The sequence below is a fragment of the Pleurocapsa minor HA4230-MV1 genome, assembly GCA_019359095.1.
Lineage (GTDB): Bacteria > Cyanobacteriota > Cyanobacteriia > Cyanobacteriales > Xenococcaceae > Waterburya > Waterburya minor.
Genome location: JAHHHZ010000020.1, coordinates 282782 through 303814, shown reverse-complemented (window position 1 = coordinate 303814; position 21033 = coordinate 282782). Strand labels below are relative to the sequence as shown.

Here is a 21033-nt window from a genome sequence, read left to right as displayed (position 1 = left end):
CTGAAGCCTTTTAATTAAAGCGATCGCTATATTCTTATTACTCGCTTGAACTACCAGTTATATTTACTTTAAGTAATAGACATCTATGCAGGGTTATTGACAGGGCTATTTTGTTCTAACTGTAGTGAACCAAGAAATAAATTTCTTGGCTTAAAATTAAAGTTCGTTTAAACGGACTTAATCTACTTAGACAGAGAATAAATTCTCTGGATATATGAGAATGAAATAGCCCTGGGGTTATTGACGATTAACTATTATAAAAAAGTTTAAAATTATTTTATTTATAATACAATTAGACAACATTAGCAAAAACTTTCTCACACCTACTTTGAGTGAATTTACTATCAATTAAATTAAATTAAATTTGTTACAGCTTATCTGATGTATTTTCGTGATTTAGATCATTATTATCGAATATTTGGGAAAGCTATACTTTAGCCGTTCTCATTATTTAGTACTTTTGTATTTAAAATTCAAAATATTTTTAGATAAATGGTAAATCAAAAAAAAGCAAGTAAAAGTAATTTGCTGTTGAGTACATTTTTTGCTTTTACATTATTAAATATTACAGACCTTCCTATTCAAGCTAATTTTTTAAATAGTCAGATTGATTTTAGTCAGCAAGTTTTAGCTAAAAGAAGCGGAGGACGTAGTGGTGGAGGCTCTTTTAGAAGCCGTTCTTCAAGTTCTAGCAATACAACTAGAAGATCTCGCTCCAGTCGAGGCAAAAATCACAATAACACAGTAATTATTCATAATAGTTCTTATCATCGTGCTTATGGTCATGGTGGAGATATTAATCTATTAGATTTACTATTTTTCTTAGTATTTTTTGGTATTTTTGGCTGCATTGCCTATACAATTTATGCTCAAAACCAAGTAAGTCGAAAAGTAAGAAAAAGAGAATCTAGAGAAGAAACAGAGCTAAAAAATCGTCAAGTTACTATTTCTAAATTACACATCGCCTTGACTGCTGAAGCCATAGCAATCTCAAAACAGTTATCTCAATTGACACTAAGTATTGATACTAATACACAACAAGGTTTAATCGAGCTTTTGCAAGAATCAATGATTATTTTGCTAAGAAATAGTGAACACTGGACTCATATTTCATCTCGTTCTTTTCCAATTAAAATGGATAAGGCTGAAGCAGCTTTTAATCGATTATCTATCGCTCAAAGAAGTAAGTTTAGCTGCGAAACAGTAAGCAATATCAATGGCAAAATTCGTGATTATACAGATGAGACTAGAAATGAATCTCACAACCAAGCAAACGATAATTTAAATTTACCTGCTTATGTCGTTGTAACTATCTTAATCGGCTCTGCTGGAGAAGAACCTCTATTCCATCGCATTCATTCTTGTGAAGAATTAAAATTAACTTTGGAAAAATTAGCTGTGATTAGTGAAGATGATTTAATGAAGTTGGAAGTACTTTGGACTCCTCAATCAGAAGACGAACCTTTAACTAATGATGAATTTATTCTGGAACATCCCGATATGATTCAGTTAGGATAGAACGATTTTATCCACGTGAATTCGATGAAATTAAAAAAGGGCAGGAGGCAGGGTAGAAATTCTCACCCGCGATCGCATTAATCTCCTATTTACCGAGGACTTTGTTTGGCGTGTGTCTACTCCCTATTTAATGATTGAATTTCTTTTTCAGCTTCAGCTTTTAGAGACAATTCTATCTTGTTTGGATTATTTTTATTCTTAGTTAATTCAATAACTTTTTGGAAGTTACGTATTGCTTGGTCTTTACTACCTTTGTTTTTATAAGCATCACCTAGCTTTTTATAAGCATCGGTATCTTTGGGGTTTAATTTGATAGCTGAACTGTAATCAGCAATGGCAAAGTCATATTCTCCTTTTTCAGAGTAAGCATCGCCGCGATTGTTATAAGCATAGGTATATTTAGGGTCTAATTTGATAGCTGCACTGTAATCAGCAATGGCAAAGTCATATTCTTCTTTTTCGTAGTAAGCACGTCCACGAAGATTGTAAGCAAAAGTAGATTTAGAATCTAATTTGATAGCTGCACTGTAATCAGCAATGGCAAAGTCATATTCTCCTTTTCCATAGTAAGCATAGCCGCGACCGATGTAAGCATAGGTAAATTTAGAATCTAATTTGATAGCTGAACTGTAATCAGCAATGGCTTGGTCATTTTCTCCTTTTCTAGAGTAAGCAAGTCCACGAAGATTGTAAGCATAGGTAAATTTAGAATCTAATTTGATAGCTGAACTATAATCAGCAATGGCCAGGTCATTTTCTCCTTTCGCTGTGTAAGCACGTCCGCGATTGTTGTAAGCATAGGTAAATTTAGAGTCTAATTTAATAGCTGAATTGTAATCAGCAATAGCCAGGTCATATTCTCCTTTTTCGTAATAAGCATAACCGCGACCGTTGTAAGCATAGGCATATTTAGGATCTAATTTAATAGCTGAACTGTAATCAGCAATGGCTTGGTCATATTCTCCTTGTTCGTAGCAAACATCGCCGAGACCTTTATAAGCAAGGGTATATTTAGGATCTAATTTAATAGATAACTTAAAAAAACTAAATATATTAATATTCTGAATTTGGCTAAGATTATCTCCAGCTTGCCCAATCTGTGATTTCCTAAATAAGGAATTATCACTCTCGAAATTTTGCTGAGAATTTGGTTGTTGATTCATAAGTTATTAACCAAACTATTACCTAAGTTTTATTTACCTAATTTGATCTATAATAGGTTTTATTATTTCTACTATGCAATTAGGTTATTTGAAAGTTAAATGAAACTTCTTGCGGCAATTCCTAACCAAGGAACTAATTGTTTAGCAATTGGTTCTAACTTCTGCCAAAGCCCTTGACCTACACCCAAAGTTTCGTTCGCTTCTTTCAAAACTTGAGTGGCTTTTTGTAAACTTTTTGCAGCAATATTTTTGTCTGGTTCTTTTTCTTGAACTGCATCCTTGGCATAATCTATATGTTTCAGAGCTTGTTTCTTTTGATTATCAGGTAAATCTGAATGGCTAAATAAAGATTCAATTTTTTCTATTAGTTCAACAACCTCTGTGAGAGATAATTGTTTCTCCACACTCTCTTGATTATTGTACTGATTTTGTTTCAGGTTCCCGCCTGCTTGTCCTATTTGTCCTGAATAACTACCACCATTAAAAACAATTGATTGTGAAGGTTTTTCTGGTGTAATAGCCTGAATTGATTCGTTTTCAACTTCTGATTGTTTGCGTTCTTTTATACTGTCTTCAATAGGAAAAGAAGACCTCCGCCTTGCTTTTAGCTGTGGGGTTGAATGTTCTGGAATACCCTGCAAGTCAATAGAAGCACAGCCAACTTCAAAACATTCTTCATAGGATCTGCCAGCAAACAGCCCATCATAAAATCCAATAGCAAACTCAATGGCTGCGACATCCCCAATTGCCCGATTCATGCCCACTACATAATCAATATGTTGATGAATTGCTTCAGCTTGGGCTTGTGAATAACAGGCATTCAGTAAAACACACTCTATTGAACTCTGAAACAAACCAAATAACCTTGCTAAAGATTCTGTACTTACTAGTTGTATTTCCCCAGAATTATTTTCCAAGGCTAAACCATTAGTGCCAGAACCATGCCCCGAAAAATGAACAATAGTTGGTTGATACTCTAATAAAGCACGACGCAGATCTTCAACTCGCACTGCCAAGAGCGTAACAGTTTGAAACTGTTCTCTATTTTGGGATTGTTTTAGAGCTGCCTGAATTTCTCGCATCTCTTCATCTAGGCGCAGCTTATCTGTATTTTTTGGATTGGCTGAGATAATTAAAATTTTCTTCATGTGCCATCTCTCTACAGGATATTGATATAGCAAGACTCATACTGACATTTTATGACAAAGTTGAGAAGCTAATGCAGACAGCGATCGCGATTGGCGATTTGGAGTTAATGTTAGTTGGTTATTACTGCCATTTTTTTAATGCAGGAGTTTCACCCAGAGCTTTACTCAATTCAGTATGAATCAAGCTGTTGGTTGCCAAGATCCGACCAGAAGCAATATCTAGAGGACTGCCATCATATGCAGTTACCTTGCCTCCCGCTTCTCTTAAGATGACGATTCCTGCTGCCATATCCCAGGGTTGAATTCCTCGTTCCCAATAGCCGTCTAGTCTACCGCAGGCTACTCCAGCCAGATCCATCGAAGCGCATCCTAAGCGACGCACTCCTTGAGTTAAATGAGTTAGATGACAGAATTCTGCATAATTATTGTCGTTGGTTTCCCGTCGATCGTAGGCAAAACCAGTAATTAAGAGGCTTTTGCTCAATTCTTTAGTTGCTGAAACTCTAATCGGACGACGATTACAGGTTGCGCCTAACCCTGTTGCTGCTTGAAATAGCTCATCACTGAAAGGATTATATACAGCACCCACCGCAGGAACACCATTAATCATCAAGCCGACAGAGGTTGCCACTAAAGGTAAGCCATGAGCATAGTTAGTTGTACCGTCCAAAGGATCGATCGCCCAAAGATATTCACTATCAGCATTACCTAATGCTCCCGACTCTTCTGCTAAGATTTGATGCTCGGGAAGATGACGCTTTAAAACTTTGAGGACTTCTGCTTCTGCTAGCTTGTCCGCTTCTGTTACTAAATCCCCAGGACGACCTTTTTCTTGAATATCATTTAATTTGCCCCAACGTTCTTTTAATACTGCTCCCGCAGCCAATACTGAGGCGGTGGCGACATCGAGAAAAATCTGTAGTTGTTCGGAGGTAGGTTGAGTCATTTAATTAGTTGAGGATTCATTGAACGAAATTGACTAGGAGTGTAGCGCATTGCCAGCTTTGGATTCCAAATTCCGTAACCCATTAAGCGGGCATATTCTTGAGACTCCATAAGCAGCTTACTATATGAATGGGGATCTCTATCGTTTACCAGCACACATCCTGATTTAAGTAACTCTTGACTAATTAAAGTTTTATCCTGCCAAAGATGTCCTAGAAGACGATTATAGCGATCGCGGGTTAGATTTTCTGCCTCAATTTTGATCGGCTTGCTCATGACTAATTCTGTTAGCTTTTGCTTGGCTGTTTCTCCCCAAGGAGACTGTCGCCAGTCGGGAGCATCAATCCCTGCAATTCTCACTTTGACCACCTTAGATGTACCTGTCAAGATTACTTCCACTGCTTGACCACTAACTACTCGCGTTACTTCTCCTAAATACAAGTTCTTTGGCTCAGGTGGCTTCTTGCATCCAAATAACAGGATTAAACAGCAGCAGATAATAATAGTTTTAATCTTCATTATTTATTGGATTTCTTATACCATTTCTTCTTAAGGTTGCACTTAATATTTTGATTGTAGGTCTCGCGCAAAGACGCAAAGACGCAAAGGGATCAAATCTGATTTAATGCATTTTCATATAGAATTGGTATTACATTAATAGCAGATTAATGTTTTTACCTTTAACCTTTCCACTAAACTAAGCGGTGCAAGCCCTTTTCCCTCGTAACAAGGTATTTAGTTATGATTCTTGCAAGAAGTCTATTTATTACTATCTGCCGTTAACTTCAAATTAATAATTGAAAGTCCTAAAATACCTAAAAATAAAACTAAGCCAATGGTGCAAGCATAGCTAATATCTAAATCTTGAAATGCTCGTTCATAAAGATAATAAACAACGGTTTTAGAGCTATTTCCTGGGCCTCCTTGAGTCATAATAAATATTTCTTCAAAGACTTTAGTTGCTGAGATGGCAGAGATTACACCAACTAAAAATAAATAGGGACGCATTAAGGGAAGAGTAATATCTAAATGCTTTTGCCAGCCATCTGAACCATCGATCGCCGCCGCTTCATAAAGTTCGGGAGAAATTGACTGTAAGCCAGCTAGATAAATTACCATATAATATCCCAAGCCTTTCCAGATCGTAACCAGCATCACACTCCAAAGAGCTAGTTGAGGATCGGTTAACCAGGGTATACCTTCTGTAAATCCTAATTGTTTAAGAAATTGATTTAATAAACCATTTTGAGTATAAAAAGCTTTCCAAGCGATTCCTGCCACCACCATAGAAATTACGACAGGGGTATAAAAAGCGGTGCGAAACCAATTAATCCCACGCAGTTTTTGATTAACTAGAATTGCCAAGCCTAAAGGCAAGATAATTAAAATTGGCACTACGCCAATTAAATACAGCAGGGTATTTTTAATCGTTTGCCAGAAAACCTCGTCTTGCCAAAGCCGTTGAAAATTAGCAATGCCGATCCACTCTGGAGGTTGAGTTATATCGTATTCATAGCGCGTAAAACTGAGGGCAAATGCCTGAATTGCGGGGAAGAATACTGTTAACCCAAGTAAGGCGATCGCGGGGAACAAAAATAGATAAGGAGTTAGCTTTTGTTGATTAATTAATGATTTTTGATAATTCATACGCCTAATGTGAATTGAAAATCGTAGTGATTCATTTTTAGCTATAAGCTATAAGCCATAGGCTTTTCAGGTTTTTAGATTTTTAGATTTTCTAGCAGCGTATTATATAAGTTCCACGAACAGCATCAGTATTTTCATGATTATTGGGTTCTAGATTAGATCTACGTATTGATAGCTAAGAGCTAAGAGCTAATAGCTAATAGCTAGTTCATATAATAGGCAATCTTTTAGCGATCGGCATCCGCCAGCCAGTACCAAAGGCGCGATCGGTGATCTTAATGCCTGGTGGTGCTTGACGGCGTTTAAATTCAGCACGGGTAACTAACGCCCTTACTTTACTCACTATTTCTGGATCGTGTCCACCTGCTACTATTTCTGCTGAGGATTGATGCTGGCAGATCATGCGTTCTAGAATATCATCTAAGATTTCATAGTCGGGCAAGGAGTCGGCATCTTTTTGATCTGGTTTTAATTCGGCACTAGGAGGTTTAGTAATAATATTGCTAGGGATGACTTCCTGTTCACGGTTCAACCAGCGACACAGTTCAAATACTCTGGTTTTTGGCACATCAGCAATTACTGCTAACCCGCCATTCATATCGCCGTAGAGAGTACAGTAACCAACCGCCATCTCTGATTTATTACCCGTAGAGAGCAAAAGATAACCAAACTTATTGGCGATCGCCATTAATAAATTACCCCGAATCCGCGACTGGATATTCTCTTCGGCAATCCCGAATTCTGTTCCAGTAAACATCGGCTCAAGTAGGCGATCGTAAGCCTCCATTGCTGCTTTAATTTCCAGTTTCTGCCTTCTTATTCTCAAATTATTCACTAGATCCACTGCATCACTGATAGAATGCTCGGAACTATAGGGAGATGGCATCAATACCCCTAATACATTCTCTGCACCTAAAGCCTCAGAGGCGATCGCTGCTACTAAAGCCGAATCGATTCCACCACTCAAGCCTAAGATCGCCTGGCGGAAACCACACTTCCTGGCGTAGTCTTTAACTCCTAATACTAAGGCGCTAAATATTTCTGCATTTTCTGATTCTGTTTCCCCTGTCTTAAAAGTAGCAGGATCATAGGAGTTGGAAATTAACGCAGCCAATTCCACTATAATTAAATCCGTATCAAAACCTTGAGCGCGATCGACTATTTCCCCTGCACGATTCAACGCCACGCTGTTACCGTCAAATACCAGATCATCATTTCCCCCCACCTGATTGACATATAAAATTGGCGTTTGATAAGCAGTTGCTGCATGGTGCAATATCGCTTCCCTTAGTTGCTGCTTACCTACCGTGTAGGGAGAAGCCGACAGATTAACAATTACATCTACGCCTAATTGTGCCAACTCTTCAATCGGGTTAACTTCATAGCTGCGTTTACCCCAAAAGCGCTCATCATTCCATAAATCTTCGCAGATACTTACCCCAAACTTTGTGCCATCGAGGGTGAAATAATTAGCCTCATATCCAGGTTCAAAATAACGATCCTCATCAAATACATCATAAGTGGGCAATAAGCGCTTATGAAAGACTTGTTTAATACCTCCATCTAATAGCGCCATGCTGTTATACAACGGTTTTTGTCCTTTAGAAGCTGCATGAGGATTAATTTCTACTGTACCGATCAACACCGCCATGTTTTCAGGGAGCAGATTGGCGATCGCTTTTAACTCTTGAGCGATCGACTCAACAAAACCAGGATCGAGTAATAGATCTCTAGGAGGATAGCCACAAAGAGATAGTTCAGGGGTTAGTAATAAACGGATATTTTGTTCCGCTGCCTCTCTAGCAGCAGCAAGTATCTCCTGGGCATTATTAGTAATGTCGCCGATAGTGGGATTTAGTTGTGCGATCGCTATCTTCATGGTGAATATTTTCTAGAATAGAATAGTTATATTAGTGATGAATTATTGATTGTATTTATAAATAAAAAAGATTCAATAAAGTTAAAATTATCTTAATTTTAAATAAATAGTAAAGGTTGATCTTTCAAGGGTAAAAAAGCCTCTGAATCAAACTTATATAAACTTGCGGGACGACCAGCACCTCGACATACTTTCTTTCCTGTATCTGATAAAAATCCTAGCTTTAATAAGCGAGAGCGAAAATTAGAATAGTCAGCAAAATGTTCACCTAAAATTGTGCAGTAAAGTTGATAAACTTCGTTTAAAGTAAATTCTGTTGGTAAAACATCAAAAGCAATTGGACTATATTGAAGTTTATTTTTTAAACGATTCCAGCCATAATTGAGAATATTATCGTGGTCAAAAGCTAGTGAGGGAATTTCATTTACTTTATGCCAAGAAATGTCATAATTATTTTTATTAATTATTTTTGCTGCTTCATATCTAACTAAAGCAAAGTAACTAACAGATAAATATCTAACTCCAAAACTATCTGGATTTTCGCGAGGATCTCTACCAGGATCGCCAAAAGAATATAGCTGTTCTAAATATAGATTATCTACCTGAATTTTTTCGGCTAAAGTTCGATAAGCAGCATCAGTAAGTGATTCTCCTTGACGTACTAAAGTTCCTGGCAAACTCCAATAATGATTAAAAGGATCTTCATCTCTTTTTCGCAATAAAACTAGTACACGATTATAAGTAGTATCTACCGAAAAGATCACGTTATCCACACCAACTTTAAAATCAGCTAGCTTTTCTAATTTACTATTATTTTTTGCTATAGTCTTAGAATCAATTTTCATCTTAATTTTAAAAGAAGTTAAAATAATTTAATTATTTGAAGTAACAATAAATTAAATATACAAGTTGAACATAACCAACAAAATAAAGTTTTATAACCTCTTAATCACTGCTAATTTGAATCATAGATTTTAATAAAATTAGGACATCTTTAAAATACTACTTCCTAAGTAACAATTAAACCCAGCACCAGCCAACAAATAGAATTCATGGAGTATGAAGCTCTCTCAAAACGGTTTTTAGCTCCTAAATTCAATCTAGAAATAGGCTGGCTAGGTTTATTTTAAAGCTACGAGATTGTCGGAATCTAGAGGAGAATTACGAGCTGATAGGGTTCAAGCACTAACTTCTGGATAGCTGAAATTGTCTTACCAGAGACAAGATCGGTAAATATTTTACGCATTCCGAGTAATCTTAATTGTTTAGCCATAATTTCCTGTTCGAGATCGCTAAAGTTAGCCAACACGAGAACATTTTGTTCCTGTTGAGAACGAAAATAACCAAAGATGCAGTCATTACCTGTATCAATAATTTCAGTTTCTCCACGACTAAAAGCTCGATTTTGCTGGCGAATTTGAATTAACTTGAGCAATCCCAGATAAATTTTTCCTGGAACAGTAGAGCTATCTTTCCTCTTTAATGCACGTTCATCATTAAATGCCGAACGGTGAACCCAGCGACTGTCTCCGTCTTTTTCTGGCGAATTGGTATAAGTGTAGTCGTTTAAAGTCCCGATTTCGTCTCCTAAATAGATCAGGGGAATACCACCGATGGTTAAAATAACTCCGTGTAACAAGAGGATACGTCGTACTGCTAGATCGATCTCTAGACGATGATTTTCATCCGTTAATTTCTCTAGACCACACAAGGATGCAGTAGTACCCGCAATTCTGGCTTCTCCAGTTTCCAACTTTTCTTGAAAGGGTAAACCTTTGGCAAAACTGCCTGCAAATCGACCAGTAAAAAATTCGGTTAGAAACTTTCGATGATCGTAAGGATTAATTTGCAAGTCTCGCATATCATCGTCAGCAATTGCCCAACCAATATCATCGTGGCAGCGAATATAGTTGACCCAAGCACAGTCTTGAGGGATTGTAAACCGCTTGGACATTCCATGACGTAGTAGCCGAATATTTCTCACAGCTAAGGCATCCCATAGCAGTGCCATCAACTGTGGATTATAAGACAAGGGACATTCTTCTTGACTGATATAGCGGGTTACTTCGTCAGGATGAACGATCGCTTCCGACTTAAACGCCATCGCTGGAGCAGCGATCTTAACAATTGTATTAAACGCCTGAATGAGTAAATGCGCTTCGGGCAAATTTTCACAACTTGTGCCTAATTTTTTCCAGAGAAATGCTACTGCATCTAGACGTAAGACTTCCACGCCAATGTTCGCCAGAAACAACATTTCTTCCACCATCCCGCTAAAAACTACGGGATTTTCATAGTTTAAATCCCACTGATAGTTACAAAAAGTTGTCCAAACCCATTTACGAATCTTATTTTTGTAGGTAAAGCAACCTGGACGTTCATCAGGAAAGACTGAATTAACCGTTTTTTCAAAAGCATTAGGCTGTTCTCGATTTGGATACATCCGATAATACTCTTGATATTCTTCATTTCCTGCTAAGGCTCGTTTTGCCCACTCATGTTCGTCTGAAGTATGATTAAATACAAAATCAAGTACTAAACTAATACCATGCTGTCTTAATTCTGTAGCTAAGAGTGATAACTCTTCCATCGTACCCAAAGCGGGATTGACCTCTTGATAGCTACTAACGGCATAACCACCGTCATTATCGCCTTCAGGACATTTAAATAAAGGCATCAAATGCAGATAGGTAATACCCAACTCAGTTAAATAAGGAATGCGATCGCGAATTCCTTGGAGGTTACCAGCAAACAAATCGACATAGCACATTACCCCTACCATTCGATTTGATTGATACCACTGAGGATCTGCTTGACGCATTACGTCTAAAGCCTTGAGGTCATCAGATCTGGCTAACCACATCGAAGTAGCCGAAGCCAAAATATTTTCTAGATGGTAAAAGAAATCGTACTGATTGCCATAAAGTTGATACAGCAGTTGAAACAAGCGGGGGAAATGAGTATTAATGCGTTCTAGATAACCCTGCCATTCTACTGTATCAACGTGGTCGCAAAAACGTTCTTCTAGTCTAGGTAACAAACGCGACAACGAAGTAGCACTCCGCTTTTTCCAAGAATCAACTTGACCCATAGATATAATAACAATCCTCTTTATCAATCAAATACTTATATTGTCAGCTTTTTATGCAGAATGGTAATTACCTGGTCAAATATTCATAGATAATTAAGCATCTATCGCCAAAATATAGAGCGATCGCCATAGTTATAAAGATATTTTCTCATTTAATTCTCAATTGAAGTCAAAAGCTTAAAGCCTAGAGCCTCAAGAATCAAGATATAATCTACTTAGAGTAGCTATTTAGAAACTGTTTAACAACATTATCTTATGAGTAATAATCCTGTGACCAACGCCTTCTTTTTTGGCAGAGCATTAGCTGAAATTATGAGCGAAAAGCTTGAAGAATCTTTTACCAGTACAATGAGCGATCTGGGTAAATTTGATGCCGAACAACGCGAAAATTTACGGCAGTTTATGGAAGAAGTACAGCTAAGAGCAGAACGCGCATCAGGCACAACTGTTTATCCTAACAGCAGTAATAATGGCAGTCGTACAACTAGTTCCTATCGAGGGGTCAACATTGATACTAGCAGCACTAACTCTGAAGATCTCCAGACGATGCTGGATCAGCTTAGAGCTGAAATTGCTACATTGAGGACAGAATTAAAGAAATATCGTAATTAGTAAATTAGTAGGGGTTGAGTTGAGGTAACTTTTAACGAACGGTTAGAGAGTAAAAACATTTTGAACACTGCGACTGAAATCATTACCTATCCCGTTGTCGAAACCTTTCATTCTTTGCAAGGAGAGGGTTATTGGACAGGAGTGAACGCCTTTTTTATTCGTTTAGGCGGATGCGATGTTCATTGTCCTTGGTGCGACACCAAACACTCCTGGAATCCTCAACGTCATCCCCAGCAGTCGGCACAAGATTTGACCCTCATAGCTCAATCAGTTAATCCAGCGATCGTGATTATTACTGGCGGAGAGCCGTTGATGCACGATTTGTTTCCTTTAACTACAGCTCTAAAAAATGCAAGATTGCAGGTTCATTTAGAAACTTCTGGCGCTCATCCTTTGACGGGAGATTTTGATTGGATTACCTTTTCTCCTAAGCAGTTTAAAGCGCCTCATCCGAGCATTTACGATCGCGCTAGTGAATTAAAAGTCGTGGTCACTGGCGAATATGATTTAAAATGGGCAGAACAACAGGCGCGTTTAGTCCCTAAATCTACCTTGTGTTACCTACAGCCTGAATGGAACTCTCCTGAGAGTAAAAGTTTGATTTTTGACTATATTTTGCAACATCCTCAGTGGCGTATTAGCCTGCAAACACATAAACTATTGGATATTCAGTAGCGAGTCTCCTGAAGCGGGAGCGAAATAGCGAGTATTATAGCCGTACAAAATTAGTTGAGGACAATTAAGGTGATTGGCTCGAAGGTAGTGGGTAGTCCTAGTAGTGGGTAGTCCTAAAGGACGACGCGTAGCTAGTCCTAAAGGATAAGCTTCGCAAATGCTTTAGCATAAGCTTCGTGACCGTAGGGAATCCTTTAGGGCAAATAGGTAGTGGGTATCAATAAATGAAACGTCCTAACTTTATCTAGTATTGCTTAAGGAAATAAGCTTAACTTACAGCGAATTTCAGTTGGATAGAACCCATTACCCATTACCCATTACCCATTACTTCGATAAATTAATGTGTCTACTCAATTGAAAACTGCTGTAAGCTTATTTTTGGCATTTTGTCACTCTGAATCAAATTAAATCGTTAAAAAGTGGACGAATCTCAATTTTTGCCTTACAAAACAGAGAGAAACAAATATTTGACTGTTTGCTGATTATCTGATTGTTGCTTTTAGATAATTTTCAGGCTGGGATAATCACACATCGCCTACTTAAATTACTCGTTTTATTGTTGCAAAATTATCCAAGCTTATGATTGTCTCGAAACTTTGTGTTTATCCTCTTAAATCTGCTCAAGGAATTGAGCTACAACAGGTGCAGGTAGAAACTAAAGGATTTGTTGGCGATCGCGAAATGATGCTTGTTGCGGGAAATGGTAGGTTTATCACTCAAAGACAGTTTCCTCAGTTGGCGAAGATCCAAGTCACAATTGTCGAACAAAGTATCACTTTACAGGTAATAGATCATACTTTTCCGTCGATTACTTTTATTTCTCCTTTAGATGGTGCGTTAATCGAAGTAGAAATCTGGCGCGATCGCTTTTTGGCGATCGATCAGGGAAATGAAGTAGCTCAGTGGTTTCATCAGTTTTTAAATCTGCCAGGGGATAAAGTTTGTCGTTTAGTTAAACAGTCTTCAGCACATAGTCGCTTATTAGAGAAGAAATATCCTAGCGAAGAGGATCGGCTGTTGAGTTTGGCAGATAATTATCCTGTGATGCTGACAGCTACCGCTTCTTTAATGGAACTCAACCAAAGAATTATTGAAATTCATCAACAGCGTAGTCAAGCAATATCCATGAAACGTTTTCGTCCTAATATAGTTATAGAAACTATTGAGCCATTTATTGAAGACTCCTGGAGATTAATTCAAATTGGCGAGATTCAGTTTGGGCTGCTAAAACCTTGTAGTCGCTGTATCATCACCACGATCGATCAAAATAACGGTGCGAAAAATAGCTTAAAAGAACCATTAAATACCCTCGGAACTTTTCGCCAATTAAGCGAGCAGGGAGTTATGTTTGGCGTTAATCTGATTCCTCAGAATGAAGGTATGATCCGAGTAGGCGATCGCCTAGAAGTTTTAGAAACTAGATGATAATTATATTAATCTGAATGCATCTAAACGCAATAGTATTAATGATTCTCTTTAAAAGAATTATATTGTTCTTGATTAATTCTACCCGCCTCATAGAGAGTGTCGGTAATTTCGGAAATACTCAATACAGAATGAGCGCGATAGCCATTGTCTCTTAATCTGTCTTTGACACCTCCTTCATGGTCGATAAATACTACAATATCCTCGATCTTTAAACCCGCAGATTTTAGTTTTTCTGCCCCTTCCATGACGCTTTTGCCACTAATTAGGATATCGTCGATTACCACTACTTTTTCGCCTGGGTGAAAATTCCCCTCAATTAAACGCCTAGTACCGTGTGCCTTAACCTCCTTGCGGGGAAAAATCATTGGACGTTGAAGATTTAAAGCTAATCCTGTCGCCGTGGGTAATGCACCATAAGGAATACCAGCAATGCGATCAAATTCTAGCTGCCGTACGATATCACCATAGGCATCCAACACCTGATTAAATAGATGGGGATTAGAAATAATTTTGCGCAGATCGATGTAGTAAGAAAAGGTTGCCCCCGATGCTTGAACATACTCGCCAAAAAGCAAACAACCAATATCAAACAGTTCGAGAATTAAAGCTTGATAGGGGTGAAAAGTGAGTAAGCAAACATCAGGAGTCCAAAGATCGCAGCTTGCAGCCTGATTGGTTTTTGCTACGCGATAGGTATTGAGCTTTTGATTGAGATGAGCCACTTCTGACGCTAGATGATTGCTCGCTAAAAAATCTTGGGGAATGGGAATCAACAACCCTTCTCCCATGCTGTTTAAACCGATATTAATTAACGCTTCTAAATTATTTTTTTTACTCCACAGACTACGTAGCAAAATTGTTCTTTCAGGAGCGATCGCTCTAATTTTACCTAATACTTCAGTGTTAGTTGTCCCCACCTCTAAATATAGCTGTTCGGGAGTTGCCCAGGATTGCGCTTCTTGAACTACCTGGAGATAAAATGGCTGCTCGAAACTAGGATATCTCTGCAAAGTCTCCGCTTTGGGATTGGAAGTATGAGCCAGAATAAACACTGCTTTGTCGGTATAAACCAAAAATGGCGCTGCATGATCTTGTCCAGCGAAAGGAGTTAGAGTAACAGCATCAACCTGCCACTGTTCAAAGATCGCTTTAGCAAAGACAGTACTGGTATTAAGATCGCTGTGTTTGGCATCCAAAATTACGGGTAGAGACTTGGGTATCGCTGCCAAAATTCGTGCTAATAACTGCAATCCTGCCATACCTAATGCTTCATAGAACCCCAAAGTTGGCTTGTAGGCACAGACGCGATCGCTTGTTGATTCAATCACCCACAATAACCAGGTTTCCAAATCTTTCAGCAGATCCTGACTCTGAAAATACTCTGATGGCATCATTTCAGGATTAGGATCGAGTCCGACGATCAACAGGCTGTTGTTAGTGGCGATCGCCTGATGGAGTTTTGCTGTAAAATTCATAGTGAATTAAAAAAAGACAGTAAGCCAAATACAAGGAGGTTCAGTACTGGTATACTCAACTCGATGTTTTTGGTGAGCAGGTATTAAAAGATAATCCCCTGTCTTCAGGTTAATACGAGAATTATCCTCATAGCTTAACTCTCCTGACCCCTGAAGCACAATTAACCATTCATTTTGCTTTTGATCGTACCATTCCCCTGCTGGTGTTACTTGCCCTGTAGAAATGATCCTTTTGATAGCAATCTGGTCATGATCCAACAGAGTCTCGAACAATTCCTCTGATGGCAGTTGGTTGGGAAACTCAAATATATTTTCGATATTTTCTGGTTTATCTTTCATGATCGCCAAATTTAATGCTTGTCCAACAGCAAAGCGCTGTTGATTTACCGCCGTTGAAACCATTGCACTGCTGCTTCTAATGCTAAATCGATATTGGATTGGGGCAATCCTAATTCGCGAACAGCTTTACTCGGATCGTAAAACATCTTTTGCTGAGACATGCGCACCCCGTCTAAAGCAACTGTGGGCTGTCTACCAAATTTAGCTAGAACATTTTCTTCTAACCAGGCAACGCCATAGGGAAGCCAATAGGGAATAGTATATTTTGGCGCTGGTAAGCCTGTAATTTGCTCTAATTTACCGAGTAATTGTTTAAAAGTAAGATTTTGATTGCCTAAAATATAGCGATCGCCAGTATTGCCCTTTGCTAAGGCTAAAATATGCCCCTGGGCTACATCTTGAACATCAACTAAGTTTAGTCCTGTATCAAGGTAAAAAGGCATCTTACGTTGCAGAAAACGGACAATAATTTCTCCTGTGGGGGTGGGCTTTAAATCAAACGCACCAATGGGAGTGCTGGGATTGACAATCACAATATCTTGTCCTTGCTGTACGGCTTGAACCGCCTCTTGTTCAGCGTAGTATTTAGATTTTTTATAATCTCCTACTAATTTCTCTACAGGGCTTTGATAAGTTTCATCGGCTATACCATCTTGTTTAACACCAATGGCAGCTACGGAACTAGTATAAACAGTGCGTTCAATCCCTGCTTGACGGGCGCATTTTAAGATATTGCGCGTACCTAAAACATTACTGTGGTAGAGTAAATCGCGATCGCTTTGCCAGAGGGAATATTGCGCTGCGACGTGAAACAATACCTGACAGCCAGATATTAGCTGAGATAGATTGCTGCTGTTTAAATCTCCTGTAACAATTTCGAGATCCAAAGACTGGAGATTATCCAGACAACTACCGTTACGAACTAAAGCCCGAACCTCGTATCCCTGTTGCAGTAAAAGCCTAATTAAATTTGCCCCAACAAAACCCGTCCCACCAGTAACAAAAGCTTTCATTGTTAATTAATCATATTTGAGGATAGAAAATTAGGGGCTTGGGGGCTTAGGGGTTTGGGGAATCACTGAGACATTAACTTCATACTACTGATTTTCTATTTCCCTAACTTTCTCCCATCGCAATTAATAACGACTAGCTAGTTCACCCCAGCTTTTTGTTTTTGAGATTTAATTTCCAGATAAACCAACAAGGCATTAACATCCGCAGGGTTAACCCCACCGATACGGCTAGCTTGACCAACAGTTAGAGGTTTAACCTGATTCAGTTTTTCCCTGGCTTCCATGCGCAGAGTTTCCACAGTGAGGTAATCCAAATCTTGAGGTAGTCGAAGCTTAGTATGTTTTGCCATTTGATCGATCTGTAGCTGCTGACGTTTAATATAGCCAGAGTATTTAATATCGATTTCCGCCCCTTCTGTCTCGGCCATATTTAGTTCGGCATTATCCAAACCATATTTTTTCAAATCGGCATAATGAAACTTGGGACGACATAATAATTCTGCCAGGGTAATCGAGCCTTTAATCTTTTGCTGAGTTTTTTGGGCGATCGCCATACCCACCACTTCTTGTTCTTTAATCCGAGTCTCTTGCAGTCTTACTTTTTCAGCAGCAATCTTCTCTTGTTTATCGGTATAAAGCTGCCAGCGGCGATCGTCGATTAGACCGATTTCTCGACCTAAAGGAGTCAAACGGCGATCGGCATTATCTGAACGCAGTATCAGGCGATATTCTGAGCGACTAGTCAACATTCGATAGGGTTCGCGCAAGTCTTTAGTACAAAGATCGTCAATTAATGTCCCCAGGTAACTTTGTTCCCGAGAAAAAATAACTTCAGGTTCCCCTTTCACAAACTTGACCGCATTAATTCCCGCGACCAAACCCTGTCCCGCAGCTTCTTCATAGCCAGTTGTGCCGTTGATTTGTCCCGCACTATATAATCCTTCAACTTTTTTGGTCATCAGGGTTGGATAACATTGAGTTGCTGGGATAAAGTCATATTCCACAGCATAAGCAGGACGTAGCATAACGCATCTTTCTAGTCCAGGCAGCGTTCTCAGCATCGCTAGCTGTAAATTTTCAGGTAATCCTGTCGAAAATCCTTGAATATAAAGCTCAGGTATCTCTCTCCCTTCTGGTTCAATAAAAATCTGGTGACTTTCTTTATCGGCAAAACGGACAATTTTATCTTCAATACTCGGACAGTACCTTGGCCCTTTAGCATCGACCCAACCACCATAGACAGGGGATAGGTGCAGATTATCGCGAATAATCTTATGGGTTTCTGCCGTAGTGCGGGTGAGATAGCAGTTCATTTGCTCTCTTTCTACCCAGGCTGCGGGGTCAAAGCTAAACCAACGCATTTCTTCGTCAGGTGGTTGGGGTGTCATTTTACTGTAGTCTACCGATCGCTTATCCACCCTCGCAGGAGTCCCTGTTTTCAGCCTGCCTGTCTCAAAACCCAGGCGATTAAGAGTTTCCGTCAACCCTGTCACAGCGAATTCTCCTGAACGCCCCGCATCCATCGATTTATTCCCAACCCAAATCTTGCCCCCCAGAAAAGTACCTGTAGTCAAGATCACCGCCTTGGCAGCAAAACAACTGCCAAAATAGGTTTCAATACCCATTACCTCATCGTTTTTACCCAGGATGAGATCGGTGACCATCCCCTCGCGGATACTCAAATTCTCCTGATTTTCCACAATCTGCTTCATCACCGCTGCATATTCCCGCTTATCGGTTTGCGCCCGTAATGCCCACACCGCAGGGCCACGAGAAGCATTTAGCACTCGTTTTTGCAGATAGGTGCGATCGCTTACCTTGCCGATCTCTCCCCCCAAGGCATCAATTTCATGGGTTAATTGGGACTTAGCAGGGCCACCTACCGCAGGGTTACAGGGTTGCCAAGCAATTCGATCCAAGTTGAGGGTCAACATTAAAGTGCGACAGCCTAATCTTGCTGCTGCTAAAGCTGCCTCACAGCCAGAATGTCCACCACCGACCACGATAATATCAAAAGCGTCTTGAAAATCTACAGGATGAGATACGGTCATATTAATTTAACGATGCTAATTCACATCTAGCTTAATAATTGTAACCCATCTGTCAGTCGCAAGTTCCCAAGAGATTTACCCCCTCATGTCACTTGGCGAGATTAAAAATATGAATTAAGCGAAATATTTTTCTACCTCTAAAACACTTTTACCAAAACAACTGTTGACAATCTCTGTAACGCGATCGCTGTTCAAACTAGGCAAAGAATTGCTTGTAATTAATTCTAAATACCCTCCTGGACTATAAACAAAGAATCTAATTCTATTCTGCTCCCACAACCAAACCTCGCCAATGTTTAAATACTGATACTTGGTTAAATCATCAATACTACCCGATGTTAGATTTACTTCTACTGCCAGATCTGGTTTATCTTTATCTGTACCAAAGCAGTAAGCAACGTCTGGTTCTTTGCCCTCCTTACCCTCTTCCTTCAGCGTCGTTGAATTGAAAGAAAACAACGGTATTTTTTGGCTGCGACAGTACGCCAAAATAATCAACCTAATATAATCACCAATCAATTCATGGTTACGCCCTGGGGACACAATAGTAATTACTCCGTTGCGGAATGAGACTCGTTTGCTTGGCAAATCTAAGCTGATATATTCTGACCAAGTGGTATTGGTAATTGTCGTAATGCGATCGCTTTTCTGTGTTCCAATAGTTAACATTTTCGCACTAGGGGATTTTGTCAGTAATTGTGGTTAAGAAATCCATCAATTCTTGAGGATTTTTTTTGTCGTCAAGCTTGCGTGCCATTATTTTGATCCAAGCTTCCATCTCTTCTGGCAACCTAACTATTTTAGTCTTGCCGAGCTTCTTATAGTGCTTACCTGGCATAGCTATCTACTGATTACCGCGCTTACTACAATAGCGATCGCAGCTGTGACCAAAACTCCCAAGCTTACATTTAACTGTTGCTTATTGGCATCTTGATAGGCTTTGATTTCAGCCCTGATTGAATCTTGATAAGCTTTAGTTTCACCTTTAGCTGCATCAAGCTTTTCGTCATTTACTTTTTTATACAGTTCTAATCTTTCGTTAATTAAATCCATTTTGCCACTCAATATTTCAAATTGACCTGACAACTTTTCATAACCTTCGCTTGCTTCACTCATTTAAAGATAGTTACGTACATTATATACATCATCGACTATTTTAGCATAGTAAGTTACTAACAAGTGATCGCGATCGCCCTTCCAAGCTCCTAAATTATCCACAATAGAGCTATAAATCTAAAGAATCACAAGATTCGGCAAAAAAGCTATTCCTCTGGACATATTAGGGTTAATGCTGCTAATTCACAAAATCCTTCGACTTCAGACTTGTTAGTCACATAAGCAGGTAAATACTTAAGGCAATCGCAATATTTAACTACATTAGCCACACCCACCGACAAGGGAAATTTTGCCTGATTAAACATCGATTCGTCATTAGGACTATCACCAATAGTGACGATTTCTGATGGTTTTAAATGGGGAAAGTGTTGGGAGATAATTTTGTTTAAGCCGTAAGCTTTATCCTGGTAAATTGGTTTGATATGACACTGAATCGTGCTGTAGGTAAAACCATAACCTTGGGACTGACATACTAGCTCAATTTGTTCTAGTTCAATTGGACTTAAGTTGGCGACATCAAATGTCCAGTCGGTCATACGGAAGGGATTATCAACGGATTCTCTAATGTGAGGAAATTTGTCTTGGAGTAGCAGAAAGACTTTTTGTAACTCCCGACGATGTTGAATAATATCGATCTCGCCAATCAAGTATGGTTGCGGATCGTGATTCCAGTAAACTAAACCGCCATTTTCAGCGATCGCTCCCACTACAGGCAAATAAGTGGCGATCGCCTGTACCCATCCCGCAGATCTACCAGTGGTAATTAAGACATCAATCCCCGCAACCGATAATTGAGTTAGAACTTGCAGTAATTTAGCATCAAACTTTTCTCCCTGAGTCAGGGTACCATCCATATCTGTAGCGATTAAACGGATGTTCTGCCAATGATAACTACCAATAGATTCAAGGGATTTAAAATTTATCTGATTCATA

General features: G+C 39.0%; 20 protein-coding genes. 4 read left to right on the top strand and 16 right to left on the bottom strand.

The genetic code is table 11. The features are described 5' to 3' along the window. Positions 1-492 precede the first annotated feature (492 nt). Positions 493-1518 carry a DUF1517 domain-containing protein gene (locus tag KME09_11970; protein ID MBW4534642.1) on the top strand — a complete coding sequence of 342 codons (1026 nt, stop codon included), beginning with the start codon at positions 493-495 and terminating at the stop codon, positions 1516-1518. 116 nt (positions 1519-1634) lie between these two features. Here KME09_11970 and KME09_11965 read toward each other — a convergent pair whose 3' ends face one another. The 8 genes from KME09_11965 to KME09_11930 all read right to left on the bottom strand — a co-directional run bounded on the left by KME09_11965 (position 1635) and on the right by KME09_11930 (position 11391). Continuing rightward, positions 1635-2681 carry a tetratricopeptide repeat protein gene (locus KME09_11965; protein MBW4534641.1) on the bottom strand — a complete coding sequence of 349 codons (1047 nt, stop codon included), beginning with the start codon at positions 2679-2681 and terminating at the stop codon, positions 1635-1637. 95 nt (positions 2682-2776) lie between these two features. Further along, positions 2777-3829, bottom strand: coding sequence for a CHAT domain-containing protein (locus KME09_11960; protein MBW4534640.1), 1053 nt, complete (start codon positions 3827-3829; stop codon positions 2777-2779). Positions 3830-3950: 121 nt separating this feature from the next. Beyond that, a complete protein-coding gene (locus KME09_11955; protein MBW4534639.1) occupies positions 3951-4775 on the bottom strand; it encodes an inositol monophosphatase in 825 nt (274 codons plus the stop codon). Next, positions 4772-5293, bottom strand: coding sequence for a thermonuclease family protein (locus KME09_11950; protein MBW4534638.1), 522 nt, complete (start codon positions 5291-5293; stop codon positions 4772-4774). Before KME09_11950 ends, KME09_11955 begins: the two co-directional genes overlap by 4 nt. A gap of 240 nt (positions 5294-5533) precedes the next feature. Next, positions 5534-6421, bottom strand: coding sequence for a sugar ABC transporter permease (locus KME09_11945; GenBank protein ID MBW4534637.1), 888 nt, complete (start codon positions 6419-6421; stop codon positions 5534-5536). Between the two features lie 208 nt (positions 6422-6629). Then, positions 6630-8300: an NAD+ synthase gene (locus tag KME09_11940; GenBank protein ID MBW4534636.1), complete on the bottom strand. Its 1671-nt coding sequence runs from the start codon at positions 8298-8300 to the stop codon at positions 6630-6632. Positions 8301-8398: 98 nt separating this feature from the next. Further along, complete coding sequence (locus tag KME09_11935) at positions 8399-9145, bottom strand: NUDIX hydrolase (GenBank protein ID MBW4534635.1); 747 nt, start codon at positions 9143-9145, stop codon at positions 8399-8401. Positions 9146-9450: 305 nt separating this feature from the next. Beyond that, a complete protein-coding gene (locus tag KME09_11930; protein MBW4534634.1) occupies positions 9451-11391 on the bottom strand; it encodes a hypothetical protein in 1941 nt (646 codons plus the stop codon). 255 nt (positions 11392-11646) lie between these two features. Here KME09_11930 and KME09_11925 point away from each other — a divergent pair, with 255 nt between their 5' ends. The 3 genes from KME09_11925 (at position 11647) to KME09_11915 (ending at position 14103) form a co-directional block, all read left to right on the top strand. Then, entirely contained in the window at positions 11647-12003 is a 357-nt protein-coding gene (locus tag KME09_11925; protein ID MBW4534633.1) for a hypothetical protein, read from the top strand. A gap of 60 nt (positions 12004-12063) precedes the next feature. Further along, positions 12064-12678 (top strand): 7-carboxy-7-deazaguanine synthase QueE, encoded by a 615-nt coding sequence (locus KME09_11920; protein ID MBW4534632.1) that lies wholly within the window; start codon positions 12064-12066, stop codon positions 12676-12678. Between the two features lie 579 nt (positions 12679-13257). Next, positions 13258-14103: an MOSC domain-containing protein gene (locus KME09_11915; protein MBW4534631.1), complete on the top strand. Its 846-nt coding sequence runs from the start codon at positions 13258-13260 to the stop codon at positions 14101-14103. Between the two features lie 38 nt (positions 14104-14141). Here the strand turns inward: KME09_11915 and KME09_11910 are convergent, their stop codons facing one another. The 8 genes from KME09_11910 to KME09_11875 all read right to left on the bottom strand — a co-directional run bounded on the left by KME09_11910 (position 14142) and on the right by KME09_11875 (position 21023). Continuing rightward, positions 14142-15581, bottom strand: coding sequence for a bifunctional orotidine-5'-phosphate decarboxylase/orotate phosphoribosyltransferase (locus KME09_11910; GenBank protein MBW4534630.1), 1440 nt, complete (start codon positions 15579-15581; stop codon positions 14142-14144). Between the two features lie 6 nt (positions 15582-15587). Then, positions 15588-15899, bottom strand: coding sequence for a cupin domain-containing protein (locus KME09_11905; GenBank protein MBW4534629.1), 312 nt, complete (start codon positions 15897-15899; stop codon positions 15588-15590). Positions 15900-15964: 65 nt separating this feature from the next. After that, positions 15965-16933 (bottom strand): NAD-dependent epimerase/dehydratase family protein, encoded by a 969-nt coding sequence (locus tag KME09_11900; GenBank protein MBW4534628.1) that lies wholly within the window; start codon positions 16931-16933, stop codon positions 15965-15967. A gap of 137 nt (positions 16934-17070) precedes the next feature. Beyond that, positions 17071-18984: a tRNA uridine-5-carboxymethylaminomethyl(34) synthesis enzyme MnmG gene (gene mnmG / locus KME09_11895; protein MBW4534627.1), complete on the bottom strand. Its 1914-nt coding sequence runs from the start codon at positions 18982-18984 to the stop codon at positions 17071-17073. A gap of 114 nt (positions 18985-19098) precedes the next feature. After that, positions 19099-19653 carry a Uma2 family endonuclease gene (locus KME09_11890; protein ID MBW4534626.1) on the bottom strand — a complete coding sequence of 185 codons (555 nt, stop codon included), beginning with the start codon at positions 19651-19653 and terminating at the stop codon, positions 19099-19101. A gap of 7 nt (positions 19654-19660) precedes the next feature. Next, positions 19661-19822, bottom strand: a complete 162-nt coding sequence (locus KME09_11885; GenBank protein ID MBW4534625.1) for a hypothetical protein — start codon at positions 19820-19822, stop codon at positions 19661-19663. 2 nt (positions 19823-19824) lie between these two features. Beyond that, positions 19825-20100: a hypothetical protein gene (locus KME09_11880; GenBank protein MBW4534624.1), complete on the bottom strand. Its 276-nt coding sequence runs from the start codon at positions 20098-20100 to the stop codon at positions 19825-19827. Positions 20101-20246: 146 nt separating this feature from the next. Beyond that, entirely contained in the window at positions 20247-21023 is a 777-nt protein-coding gene (locus KME09_11875) for an HAD-IIB family hydrolase (protein ID MBW4534623.1), read from the bottom strand. Positions 21024-21033 lie beyond the last annotated feature (10 nt).